Origin of the sequence: Spirosoma sp. KUDC1026 (genome assembly GCF_013375035.1) — a bacterium.
In the GTDB taxonomy this organism is placed as follows: Bacteria; Bacteroidota; Bacteroidia; order Cytophagales; family Spirosomataceae; genus Spirosoma.
This window is the reverse complement of the sequence record NZ_CP056032.1, coordinates 4,568,629-4,581,390: the sequence shown is the minus strand read 5'-3', so window position 1 is coordinate 4,581,390 and position 12,762 is coordinate 4,568,629. Positions and strand designations below refer to the sequence as shown.

The window sequence follows — 12,762 nt, the reverse complement described above, 5'->3', positions numbered from 1 at the left end:
ACTTTGTCTAAATTTCTCCTGATGCTTTTCTTAAAATCAACGTTTTTGCTGCTGCTTATCAGCGGTTTATTAGTACTCGCGCCGACGGGATGCCAGGTGGTTGACAGTACACAGCCCGATAACGTAGTACCTGCCCGCACGCTGGTCAACAGCACGCCAATCGTTCAGTATACAGAGGCCCAATTGCGTAGCAGATATACAGGCTCGCTGGTTGGCCTCCAGTTTTTTCTCCGCTATGGCATTAAAGTATATAAACTAGAGTACACTACAACCAACACGGATGGGAAGCCTGTAACGGCTTCGGGGGCTATTATTGTGCCCACGCCTGAGAATGGCACCGCATCGCTGCCGATGATGAGTATGCAGCACGGTACAATCCTGAGCGATACCGATGCGCCCTCAAATTTCCAGACGAGCAGCGAAGTCAATACGTTCGGGTCGGTGTTTGCTTCGCAGGGGTACATCATTGTCGCGCCGGATTACATTGGTTACGGATCATCAAAGGACCTACCGCATACCTACGAACACCGCAATGGTCTGGCAACGGCTTCGCTCGATATGCTCCGGGCGGCAAAGGATTTCCTGAGCGACAATAAGGTCAACTGGGACAAGCGTCTGTTTCTGGCCGGTTATTCGGAAGGTGGGTATGCGACGCTGGCACTGCAGAAAAAAATTGAAGAAGAAACGAAAGGGGAGTTTAACCTGGTAGCGTCAAGCTGCGGAGCCGGCGCCTATGACAAGCCTGCTTTCATGCGGACGGTCATCAACGACCAGACAAGTGGTCTTGCCAGTGTTAACCGGTTGTATATCTGGGTACTGCAGACGTACAATCGCATTTACGGGCTGAATCGCCCCATGTCATACTACTTTAAAGAACCCTACGCATCACAAATTACGTCGCAGGGAGTCAACGCCAACATAAACGTCAGCCTGAATACTACGTTTACCGATAGTTTCAAGCAGGGAATTAATAACGGAACAGATACTGATTTTCTGAAAGCCGTACAGGATAACGATATTCACGACTGGAAACCAGCCACACCGACTCGCCTGTACCACGGCGATGCGGATGAAACGGTGCTTTTCCAGAACTCCCAGAATACCTATGACGCCATGCAGAAACGGGGTGCTACCAACGTAGCGCTCTACCGACTGGCTGGGCGCACCCACGCTACGGGAATCTTTGACTACATACTGGGAACCTATAATTTCTTTGGTTCTATGAATCAGTAAGCCTTTTTCACCATAGCGAAGACCGAGCTGTTCGGGCTGGTCTTCGCTATGGTGAGGTTACTTTACTTGATTGTCAGGATGGAGTAGGCGGCTTGATTCGACTGGCGGGATCGCTTGCCGACGGTAGTCTGTACCCGGTCGTCATCGTGAATGAGCAGCAACCGGTTTTGATCTAATGGGGTGAGGTCTTCGGCCTTGTGACCCAGGTGAAGCGGCTGGCCCACTACGTTTGTGATGAGCGTAAAGGGCTTGTTCGTGTACAGGTTTTCGGGGCTGATAACCCATAGGTACGCATCCAGCTGACCGTTGGCTTCGAGTGAGGTTAGCATCCAGAAGCAACGGCGGTAAGGGTCATATTCCAGGCTCGAGAGCGCCAGGGGGCTGGGTAGCTCAGGGTGCGTACGGGCCGGATTGAAATCGGCGATCAGCCTCCAGTCGTTATCCAGGCGAATTCGTTCCTGACCCCCTTTTTTCTCAACCCGGTACGATACGCCAATAATCTTGGCGCGGTGGGTGAAATCGCTGTAGGTTTTCCCTTCTTCACGCACACCAAAAAACAAGGTGGTTTTTGTAGCGGCCAGGCCTTCGATTTTAAAATAAGGCATGCTTCCCGGAAAGGCATCGTTGGCCAGGACTTTCGCCAGGTGCTGCCGCAACCCAACCGACGAGGTTGCCGCATCATCCGTTGCCAGTACGTGCGGATGGGCTTCGTCGCCGGTACGCCAGTAGAGTATGGTATTGTACCCATCCCAGTCAGTAGTGCCCGGTTTTACCCGGTCAAAGGCAGTAGTTAAGAAAACAAACCGACCATCGGGGGTACGGGCAAAATCTTCGTATTTGTGGGCCGCTGCGTACTGGGGAGCCATCAGGTACGCTGGCCGACTTGTGTCCGCGATCTGGACCAGGCTGCGGCTAAAAACCGGGCTCTGATCAGCAGGGGCATCCTTATCGTTGGCAAACAAGAGCTTTTTGCCGTCGTACAACACGGCTGATACTTCGCACCAGAGCAGATTCCCGGCGACAACCGTGTTGGGCGAGAAACAACTCAAAAATCCTTCTTCGGTAATGGCAGCGGCAGTAGGCAGCGGTTTACTGCTACGTAGCTGGCTGATCCGACAACCGTATCCGGCCAGGGCAATAAAAACAATGCAATAGAAAGTACGTATGGTCATGCAACAGTACGAGGAACAAAACAAAAACGTCCACCTCGTGTCAAACTGAAACGAAGTGGACGTTAAAAGTAAATACGATTACTAAAAGATGAAATAAATTACGTTAGCCCGGCGTAGGACAAGGCTATTTTTTAGACAGGAATACTAAGATTACGATTCATTGAAAATCCTTTTAATCCTGTAATCCTGTCCAAAAAACAATCTTGCTCCCAAAAAACGGGACTTACTTACCGTCCTGGTAGTAATACTTCATTTCGCCCCGATCTTTCTCAACGGCCGTGCGACCATCTTTCATCCAGATCGGCATGGGCGCGTCTTTGAGGTAATAATCGAAGAACTGATACAGGCGAATGCTCAGATCCTTGGCGTTGTAACGTTTTGTGAGGTTATGGCCCTCACCGTTGTACACCAGCATCCAGACGGGTTTATTCAGACGACGTAATGCCGAGAAAAACTCGATGCCCTGATACCAGGGGACGGCGCCATCGGCATCGTTGTGCATCATCAAAAGGGGCGTTTCAACCCGGTTGGCGTAAAACAGGGGCGAGTTTTCGATGTAGTTCATCGGTTTGTCCCAGAGCGTACCACCAATGCGGCTCTGCGTTTTTTCGTACTGGAACGCCCGACTCATACCCGTTTCCCAGCGAATACCGCCATAGGCCGAGGTCATATTGGCAACCGGCGCCCCGGCCATAGCGGCCCGGAACAGATTCGTACGGGTAACGAGGTAGGCGGTCTGATAACCGCCCCAGCTCTGCCCCTGAACACCCAACCGATCGCGGTCAACAAAGCCCCGGTCGAGCAGGCTCAGGACGCCCGGCACAATACAGTCGTAAGCGTTTGGACCCGGCTGGCCGGTGGTATACACGATGTCCGGTACAAAGACCAGATATCCGTTCGAAACGCAGTATGAAATATTAATCGTTGACCGGCTGGGCGAAGGAGCCTTATAATCGTTCAGCGTTTCGGCATTACGTTCGTAGAAGTAGGTCAGCATGGGGTACTTCTTGTTGCGGTCGAAGCCCTCGGGTTTGTAAAGCAGTCCTTCGAGCTTAACGCCGTTGGTGCCCATCCAGCTTACCAGTTCGACGCTACCCCATCGGATGCTGTCCTGCTGCGGGTTGGTGTGGGTCAGCTGAACCGGGTTAGCCAGTGTCGTATCGGTCAGGAAGATATTGATCGATTCCTGGAAATTACCTTTGTAGAAGGTCAGCGTCGAGGCATTCTTAGCCTTACTCAGCCCGGAATAGCGGTGGTTGCTGTGCTGCATCACCGTTGGTTCGGCGGCTGTCGCGCCAGTTTTACTTTTGAGAATCCCCGTCGATTTGTCCTTTTCCCAGATCCCCGTCAGGAAAAGCTCCGTAGCGGGATCGATGGCCGGATCGTCGTTCAGGCGGCTGAACATTTCTGACCGGCCAAGCTGGTTGAGGTCGGCCCGGCGCAGGCGCACGTTGTTTTTGCGGCCCCAGCCCGCGGTGATGGTCTGTGGTTTTTCGCGGCCGGTTGGATCAATCTGCCAGATATCGTAGCGGTCGTACAGCCAGACGTAGCGATCGCCTTTTGTCCAGCCAGCCGAGCCGTAAGCACCGGGCAGGTTTGGCGTGTCATGCTCTTCGTCAAAGAATTTGCTGGGAAGACCACGGGTCAGATCAATGCGTTTGCCGGCGGTAATGTCCCAGGCGCGCCAGAGTGAATCGCGCTCATCGAACCAGTAGGCGTACTTGCCGCCGGGCGACAGTTTGGTATCCGACGCCATGACATCGTTCGCAATCCGTTTTTTCTCGCCCGTCTGGGCGTCAATCAGGTACAGGTCGGTATGGCCGGGGTCCCAGGACGACTGTACCTGGTAGGGCAGATCGCTCATGCCGATGAGGTAGCGGGTATTGTTCTTCGGATCGAAGCTAACGGTCGGAATCTCGCGGTTAGCCAGCAGCGTAAGCTTATCCGAGCCCAGATCAAAAACGGTCAGGTAACCCCGTTCTTTTTCCTCTTTCAACCGCCGTTGCTGCATGGGTTGCAGGCGCGTATCGGTCCAGCTCCAGACGTCCATTTTTACCTTTTCGTCGTCGGGTGTCAGCGAATCCTTTACGGATTTCGGCGCGATGGGTGACGTTGAGAAGAACAGGCGTTTGCCATCGGCGGTGAAGACCGGTTCCCGGTATTCGTTTACCGACCAGCCTTTGGGTAAAACTGACTGCGCAACCGTATCGACCAGGGTTTTTATGCCGTTGCTGGGAGCAGGGCTGCCTTTCTTGCCCTTTTTCGCTGCCACCGGTGTCAGGTTCTTGTAGAACAGCGAGAAAACTTTCACTTCCGACCCCGCGCTGTCGGCCGAGGCCATCCAGGCCAGTTGCTGACCGGCTTTATCGACGGCCAGCCCTTTGTAGATTTTCCGGGTTGCGTTGGTGTCGATCAGCGTCGTCTGCCCGCTGGTAGTATTGAACAGGAAAACGCCGGGAATGGCCGTTTGCCCCGCTTTGAGAGAGTCGTTGGCGGATTCGCGGCTGTAGAAAACCGATTGTCCATTGTCCGACATCGCTACGTTCGATACGTAACGGATCGTTTTGCGGGTTCCGTCGGCCATGTTCAGCAGGGTCAGGTCGTCACCTTTCGGTTTCTTGACCGGACCGCGCCGGGTTGTCACGGTTGTCGTTGAGACTGGTGGGAGAGCCGGCAGCGTATCGCCTTTGGATTGGGCACTGGGCCGGGTAGCCGCAGCCGCGGGCCGTTCCTTTTCACCCTTTGGCTCCTGCACGACCGCCAGCCAGGACCCCATTTCTTTGCCAAGTTCGAACGATTTGACGTTCGGCATCCGCGTGGTTTTGCCCGTTGCCAGGTTCATTACCAGCAGACTGTCCTTGGGCAGATCATCGGATTTTTTCTTTTTGAGCCGGGCCTGGCGCGTGTCTGCATAAGGCGCTTTCAGACGCATGACCAGAAACTTGCTGTCGGGCGTAAACTGGGCCATGTAGCCACGCGGGAAAACGGACTTCTGACGGCTGTCTTTCGCACCGGCAGGAACGAGTTCCAGGCGGCCGTCGCCCTCCTGGGGGTCGATCTGGTAGGTAAGCCAGCGGCCATCGTTCGAGATTTTCTCGGTCCGGACGCTTTCCCAGCGGTCGTAGTCGGCGGCCGTCAGCGCACGCTTGGGCGTTTGGGCAAAAAGCGGACTGGTGAGAAAAAGACCAACCAGCAGCTTTGAGTAACGTTTCATCATATTTCAGGTTAGCTAACCGACGAAACTACTTAAAAATGGTCATTTTTACTGGATGAATTTCTCCGAATGACGTATTTCCCCGTATGAATTACCGTTTTTTATTCCTTTTCGGGTTGCCTCTTTTCGCGAAGGGACAAATAAACTAGCCACTAAAAGCGGAGCTGGATAGTATGTATACACTCGACCAGCGCTACCGGGAATACATGGCTCGCTTTGATGAAGAGAAACCGTTGCGTGATAGTCTTGCGGCTGTGCTTAAGGTCGAGCAGAGCAATCTGATGAACGCGTTATGGGCTCAGCAGAGCAAGATAGACGCGAGCAACCTGGCCCGAACCGAAGCTATCCTGAAACAGTATGGCTATCCCGGTAAAAAGCTGGTTGGCGAGCCTACCAACGAAGCGGTCTTCTACATCATCCAGCATTCCGATAAGATCGATACGTATCTGCCGCAGGTTAAACAAGCGGCCGAGCATGGCGAGCTACCGTTCCGGCTCTACGCGATGATGCTTGACCGCTCACTGATGCATCAGTACAAACCCCAGATTTACGGTACGCAGGCTTCTTGTCGGACGTTACAGCACGAGGCAAAGCAGCAATGTTTTGTTTGGCCCATTGCCGACTATGACGATGTGAACACACTACGCAAAAAAGCCGGGTTTACGCAAACCGTTGAGGAGTATGCCCAACAGCTTCGCGCCATATATGAACGGACTACGGTAGAGGCCGTCAAACGCAAATACCGGTTTTAGATTGTTACGCCTGCACCAGTTCGGCAAGCCCCACGCCCGAGTCGGCGGCTCCGTAATACACCCAGATTTTGCCCGCCTGAGCGCTCTCGTCCGGCCACATGACCCAGCCGTTGGAAAACACGACGTTCGGGAAAAAGCCTTCGCGCTCCCAGCTTAGTTCTGGGCTCAGCAGGGGGGCCTTGGAGCGATCCAGCACGCGGGTAGGGTCGCTTTTATCCAGGAGGGCCAGGGCCAGCGAGTAGGCGTGCGTAGCGTCGGCACCGTGATAACACAAGAGCCAGCCCTCGTCCGTTAGGATCGGCTCAGGGCCACCTCCAATCTTGCCGCCCTCCCAGGCAAATGCCGGATCGGTCAGACCCCGGCCACCGAACAGAAACCGATGTTTCCCCCAGTGAACACCGTCGGTCGACTCGGCCAGCCAGATCGACGGTTTGCCAATATCCGATACCATTGGCCGGTGCATCAGCCAGTACGTACCGTTTATTTTTTCGGGAAAAAGCGCTACGTCTTTATTGGGCGGGGGCAGGATAATACCCAGTCGTTCGACGGTAACAAAATCGGTGGTGACGGCTAGCCCGACAGCCGGGCCATGTTCCGATACAGCCGTGTACGTAATCCAGTATTTGCCTTCCAGAAACGTAATCCGGGCGTCTTCAATACCGTATGACTCGTCCATCCGGGCCGGAAACAGAAACGGTTTGATGTCAATCTCAAAATGAATACCGTCCTGGCTCCGGGCTAGCCGCAGGTGACTCAGCGAGGTCAGGTATTGTTTGCCATCTATCGTGACGACGCGGGGATCATAGTCTTCGTCGGGCTCGGTAAAACGTTTGATCGTCAGCACCGGAACGCCGTTCTGATCCTCCAGCAGCGGAACCAGGATTGTACCTTTTTCGGCCCTGGGGGCTTCGGCAACCCGGAGCAGCAAGAGAATCTCACCATCGAACCAGCAGGCAGCCGGATTAAAAGCGCCCAGTACCTCAAAACCGTCGATGGCGGGTTTTACGTCACTAGTTTGCAGAATGGGCTGATCGGAGAGTCGGCGGAGCTGGTAATTCTTCATAAAATCGCGAGTATCAGGTAGTAACGGTTGCAACGTATTGCGAACACTATTCGTACTAACAATCGGGCAACGGCGGTGTTCCCGATGATTTTTACAAATTGTTGTCCAAATGGATAAACCTTCAGTTATTTGGGGCGTTAAGAGGAAAAACCATTCTAAAACGACAGACTCTTTTTATCATGATTAATGTGCCAGCGTTCGACCAAGACGAAGACGTGTTATTGATGAACCCTGACCCGGAAGCGGCTGCCTTTGAGGACGATGACGACGACTTTGATGGCGGAGCCGAATTTGATGAATTAGGTTCAGGGGCTACCAGTGGCTACGGCGAAGATGATCTTGCCGACATTGAAGACGACGAATTTAACGACGACGACATCAGTGAAGAACTGGATGACGACGTAGAGGATGACCTCGATGATGATGACGATTTTTAAGTCGTCGTGTAAATAATTAACCTGACGGGGCCGGGGTAGTACCCGGCTTCGTTGCTAAATAAACTGAACTGATGACAGATCCAGAAGAAGAAGAAATCGTAACAACGGCCGATGCCGATAACTCTGGTACGGCCCCCGACAGCGAAACGCAATCGTCGGCAGCCAGTGCCGATGGCGGCCGCACCTCCGAAGCCGGATCAAGAGCGAGCAGCGACCCCGCCGAAGGCGCCAGAGAATAAAGCCTGTTTGTGTAATTGACCAGCCGGTCTGGCACCGTTTTCGGTTGCCAGCCGGCTGTTTAGTTTAATACGGCCAGCACCGTCTGGCACTTCATTTCCGTTTCCTGCCACTCGCGTTCTGGATTCGAGTCCTCGGTAATACCGGCACCGGCGTACAGGGTGGCCGTGTCGCCTTCCAGCTTCATGCAGCGCAGATGAACGAACAGGTTACTGGCCGGGCCAGGCCCCTGTTCGGGCTGGCTGACATTGACAGGTCCCAGAAAGCCCGCGTAAAACTCACGATCGTGAACCTCGTGTTGCTGAATAAACGCAAACGCCTGGTCGCGCGGCATACCGCAAACGGCCGAGGTAGGGTGCAGCAACCGGAGCATGACCGTACCGAGCTGTGGGTAACACACCTGTTGCGTATCGACCGTAAAGCTGGTGCACAGGTGCATCAGGTTCCCGGCAATAATGGTTTTGGGGCCTTCTTCAACGTATTCCCGCAGCCGGATCTTCTTAAAACACTCAATAATATACCGGTTAACCAGGGCCTGTTCCTCAATTTCTTTCTGCGACCACATCGCTTCCGATGGGCGTTTGGGCGTACCGTCGGGCTCATAGGCCGATTGGGTACCCGCCAGGGATACCGTCCGAAAAATACCGTCCTGATCAACGCTGACCAGACGTTCGGGCGTTGCGCTGAGCCAGACCTGGTTCGTTTCGGGCAGATAGACCGCCGACACAAACGCGGTTGGGTACCTGGCACAAAGTTTGTCAAACAGCGAAGTAACCCGTGGTATCTGATCGAAGCGAACCCGTTTGGTTCGCGATAGAACGACTTTGCGGAATTCACCCCGCTGCATGGCCTCGATGGCGGCTGTTACGTTGCGGAGGTAACGCGTTTGCTCATCGGGGTCGGTCAGATCGGCCGAAACGGTAGCGGGCTGGTCATAATTAGCGGCTGATTTGTTCGATCGACGTACCAGTTGCTGGATTTGTTCGGCTAAAAAATCCGACGAAATGGTCAGGCTGGTAACGCCCGTAGCCGAGAAACTAGCCTGTAGATCGGCGCGTAAAAACAGCGTTTGGGCAGGGGCACTTGTTTCCGAATTCAGGTTGTCGAACGGGCTGAAAACAAAGCCGGCAGGCAGTTCTTCCAGGTCTGCCGTTACGCGCGGCAGCCGTTCGTCGGTCGAGATAATAAACTGTTTTTCAGTCTGGTTTGGAAGCCGCCAGAGGGCAGCTGGATAGCCAAGTGTCTGGGCGGCATACCAGAGCGAATCGGTCGTTGGAGAAACCGTATTAACAGAGTTACGAACAGGATCAGATTGCATAAACAGAAACCAGACTCTTGAAGCCAGTTAATGAAATAACAGTTTGTTAACCGAATTTGTGCGCTTTATCGCCGTTTTTCGTACAATAGAACGCATTCGCCGGATTTCAACGAACTTTGCCTCCATTCCCAGGTCAACTTAATAGCCATGATTCGCATTTTTCAGCAAGATGAAACCGCCGTCCGTAAAATACGGGATATCGATTCATTCTCCGATACCGAACGAACGCTGTGGGTCGATCTGCAGAATCCAACCTCGGCCGAAATCAAGAGCGTTGAAGAAAAGTTTGATGTCGATTTTCTGAGTCAGCAGGAGCTGCTGGAGATTGAAAGCAGTTCGCGCTACATCGAGGAAGATGACTTCATGATTGCCAATTCCAACTTTCTGGTGCCGGACCAGGAGCAGCGCTACGTAACGGTACCCGTCAGTTTTCTTCTGAAAGACGACATGCTGTTTACCTACCGGCACGCCGACCTTAAGTCGTTTGCCGATACGGTGAAACGTATCAAATCGCGTCGGGCACTGTTCAGCGATGGCGCACAGATCCTGATTTCTATTTTCGAATCGCGAATCGATTACGATGCCGATCTGATCGAGATGGTGTCGGGTGAGATCAAGGCCATCAACCGGATGCTTGATCTGGACGCCAAGCTGGATAAGGAGATGCTGCTGAACATCAACGATTACCAGGAACTGACGATGTCGATTCGGGAAAACGTGGTTGATAAGCAGCGGGTAATCTCATCCATGATCCGGTCGGATGGCTGGTTCAACGAACAGGAACAGGGCCGATTGCGAACCCTGATTAAAGACATTAATTCCCTGATTGACCACACCAATTTCATTTTCGAGCGGCTGGAATTTCTACAGAATACCTACCTTGGTCTGATCGACCTGGAACAGAACCGGGTCGTCAAGATATTTACGGTCGTTTCACTGGTGTTTCTGCCCCCCACGTTACTGGCCAGTATCTGGGGCATGAACTTCGACAAGATGCCTGAAACTCACTGGGAGTACGGCTATGCGTTTGCCCTGGCGATGATGGTGCTGTCGTCTGCACTGACGGTATGGATTTTCCGGCGGAAGCAATGGCTGTAATGGCCGCCTGCTTAAACAACCGGTGAATGAGGGAGTTAGTTACTCAAGAAAGCCTCATTCACGCATGAAAACACCAACATCAAACTTTTCGCGCGCGCTGACCAGTGGGCTGGTTGGCGCTGTCGCGCTGAATGTCCTGCACGAAACGGTCCGGCAATTTGTCCCTACCGCACCCCGCGCCGATCTGCTGGGCGAGCGCAGCCTGATTAAAGGCTTTAAGGCCATCGGTGAAGAACCCCCTACCGGAAAACGTCTGTATGGAGCTGCCATGGTTGGCGATATTGCGTCCAATGCGGGCTATTATAGTCTAGTGGGGCTGGTCGGTAAAATGCCACTGGTGGCCGGAACGGCACTGGGCGTACTGGCCGGAATCGGCGCCGTTACGTTGCCCGGTCCGATGGGGCTCGGTAAAGCGCCCACCGCTCGCACCCCGGCTACCATAGCCATGACGATTGGCTGGTATCTGTTGGGCGGGGTCGTTTCGGGCGCCGTTTACAAGGGACTGAAGAAATAAATTGGCAAAGCCGAACTTCGCGAAAAGGCGCTGGTTGCACGAAAAGACGATCGCAGGATTTGTTTGGTGCAACCAGCGCCTTTTTATTCATAGGCGTGTTAAACCTCCCCGCTGATTTCTTGTCCAACAGTCAGTTACGGCACTTGCCGCTACCAGTTCCGGTTATGAACGCGCTAAGAAAAATAGGAATGATTTGTCTGATTGCCTGGGCGGCAATTGGCTTGGGTTTTACGGGGTGTGCTACGGCACAACCGGGGATGAGCGTGCCGGTTGAGTCGTTCTACGATGAACTGGCGCCCTACGGACAGTGGACGCAGTACCCCGGTTACGGCAACGCCTGGATTCCGTCGGCAGGTCCCGATTTTCAGCCCTATGCCAGCAATGGGCACTGGATCGTTACCGAATACGGTAATACCTGGGTATCAAACTATGACTGGGGCTGGGCACCATTTCACTACGGTCGCTGGATTTATGACCCTGCCTATGGCGGCTGGCTCTGGCTACCGGGTTCCGACTGGGGACCCGCCTGGGTAAGCTGGCGGTCGGGTGGTGGGTATTACGGCTGGGCTCCGCTGGGTCCCGGCGTGAATATCAATGTGAACGTCAATCTGCCTGCTTTCTGCTGGACCTTCGTGCCGCAGGCGTACATTACCAGTCCCCGCCTGTATAATTATCGGGTGGCCCGGCCGAACGTAGTGAACATCTACCACAACACGACCATTATCAACAACGTCTATCGGTCGAACAACCGGGCGTACGTATATGGCCCGCAGCGGGGTGACATCGAACGGGTTACCCGTCAGTCGGTGCCGGTTTACCGCATCGACCAGATCAATCGTCCGGGCCGGTCGGTGGTCAGCAATGGGTCGGTTGGATTTTACCATCCCGGTAACGGCCGGTCGTACAGCCGCGACTACAGTCGGGCTGACCGGAACCCCGGTCGTGATTTCAACAACTATAACTCGCCAAATTCGGGTTATGGAAATGGCTATTCCGGCGGAAACCGCTCGGCCAATCCGAATGCTGGTCGTTCGCGGATTTACGAACCGGGTAATTACAACCGGTCTGGTACTAATCCGTACGAGGGACGTGGCGGTTACTCGCCGGACATAAATACAACCCCAGGCCGCGGCTTCGATAATACGCCTGGCCGAAGCTATTCGCCTGAGGCAGTTAACCCCGGTAATACGCCCGGTCGTTCCTACGAACGCATGGAGCAGCCCCAGCGGAGTTATCAAGGTAATGATATGAACCCGGGCCGGCAAAATGGCTTTGGGCAGCAGCCGGAACGTAGCTACGGCCGGGGTGGACAGATGGGCGGTATACGGAACGAATCGACGCCAAACGCCCGTCAGGAACGAACGTATCAACAGCAGGCACCATCGAACGGTGGCTTTCAGGGGGGCCGAGAAGCGGGCGGTGGCCAGCGCTCGATGCCAGGCCAGCCTGGTGGTGGTGGTGAACGCCAGTCGGGTGGTCGCGGTCCACGCTAAACCAGGTAGAACCCAGATTTACAGCGGAAAGAGAAATCCGGCAATTCACGACAAAGGTGGGTTGCCGGATTTCTATTACACCCGGAAAGGTACTTATGGATCATGATGTAAACCGACTGGATTAAGTATACGTAAAAAGGCGACGTATCCTGTCACCTTCAGGGGGTTATCGAGTCATAACGAAAAAGTCAGACAACCGTCATGTCTGAGTATTTCTAGCCTCTTATCCTT

11 protein-coding genes are annotated in these 12,762 nt (G+C 53.9%); 7 read left to right on the top strand and 4 right to left on the bottom strand.

The window, feature by feature from the left end:
* Positions 1-21 precede the first annotated feature (21 nt).
* Positions 22-1,233 (top strand): alpha/beta hydrolase family protein, encoded by a 1,212-nt coding sequence (locus tag HU175_RS19260; RefSeq protein ID WP_176568126.1) that lies wholly within the window; start codon positions 22-24, stop codon positions 1,231-1,233.
* Positions 1,234-1,295: 62 nt separating this feature from the next.
* Here HU175_RS19260 and HU175_RS19255 read toward each other — a convergent pair whose 3' ends face one another.
* On the bottom strand, positions 1,296-2,405 hold the full coding sequence (locus HU175_RS19255; RefSeq protein WP_176568125.1) for a hypothetical protein: 1,110 nt from the start codon (positions 2,403-2,405) through the stop codon (positions 1,296-1,298).
* A gap of 223 nt (positions 2,406-2,628) precedes the next feature.
* A complete protein-coding gene (locus HU175_RS19250) occupies positions 2,629-5,619 on the bottom strand; it encodes a S9 family peptidase (protein ID WP_176568124.1) in 2,991 nt (996 codons plus the stop codon).
* Between the two features lie 173 nt (positions 5,620-5,792).
* On the opposite strand from HU175_RS19250, the gene HU175_RS19245 reads away from it, so the two are divergent.
* Positions 5,793-6,371, top strand: coding sequence for a DUF6624 domain-containing protein (locus HU175_RS19245; RefSeq protein ID WP_176568123.1), 579 nt, complete (start codon positions 5,793-5,795; stop codon positions 6,369-6,371).
* Between the two features lie 4 nt (positions 6,372-6,375).
* Here HU175_RS19245 and HU175_RS19240 read toward each other — a convergent pair whose 3' ends face one another.
* Entirely contained in the window at positions 6,376-7,434 is a 1,059-nt protein-coding gene (locus HU175_RS19240; protein ID WP_176568122.1) for a glycoside hydrolase family 130 protein, read from the bottom strand.
* 179 nt (positions 7,435-7,613) lie between these two features.
* On the opposite strand from HU175_RS19240, the gene HU175_RS19235 reads away from it, so the two are divergent.
* A complete protein-coding gene (locus HU175_RS19235) occupies positions 7,614-7,871 on the top strand; it encodes an adhesin (RefSeq protein WP_176568121.1) in 258 nt (85 codons plus the stop codon).
* A gap of 71 nt (positions 7,872-7,942) precedes the next feature.
* Positions 7,943-8,110: a hypothetical protein gene (locus HU175_RS19230; RefSeq protein ID WP_176568120.1), complete on the top strand. Its 168-nt coding sequence runs from the start codon at positions 7,943-7,945 to the stop codon at positions 8,108-8,110.
* A gap of 59 nt (positions 8,111-8,169) precedes the next feature.
* Here HU175_RS19230 and HU175_RS19225 read toward each other — a convergent pair whose 3' ends face one another.
* The gene (locus HU175_RS19225; RefSeq protein ID WP_176568119.1) at positions 8,170-9,426 is read right to left on the bottom strand and encodes an isochorismate synthase; all 1,257 of its coding nucleotides are present in this window, start codon (positions 9,424-9,426) and stop codon (positions 8,170-8,172) included.
* A 147-nt stretch (positions 9,427-9,573) separates the two neighbouring features.
* Here HU175_RS19225 and corA point away from each other — a divergent pair, with 147 nt between their 5' ends.
* The 3 genes from corA (at position 9,574) to HU175_RS24880 (ending at position 12,531) form a co-directional block, all read left to right on the top strand.
* Positions 9,574-10,524, top strand: a complete 951-nt coding sequence (gene corA, locus HU175_RS19220) for a magnesium/cobalt transporter CorA (RefSeq protein ID WP_176568118.1) — start codon at positions 9,574-9,576, stop codon at positions 10,522-10,524.
* A gap of 64 nt (positions 10,525-10,588) precedes the next feature.
* Positions 10,589-11,038, top strand: a complete 450-nt coding sequence (locus HU175_RS19215) for a hypothetical protein (RefSeq protein WP_176568117.1) — start codon at positions 10,589-10,591, stop codon at positions 11,036-11,038.
* A 164-nt stretch (positions 11,039-11,202) separates the two neighbouring features.
* Entirely contained in the window at positions 11,203-12,531 is a 1,329-nt protein-coding gene (locus tag HU175_RS24880) for a DUF6600 domain-containing protein (RefSeq protein ID WP_228724212.1), read from the top strand.
* Positions 12,532-12,762: the final 231 nt, after the last annotated feature.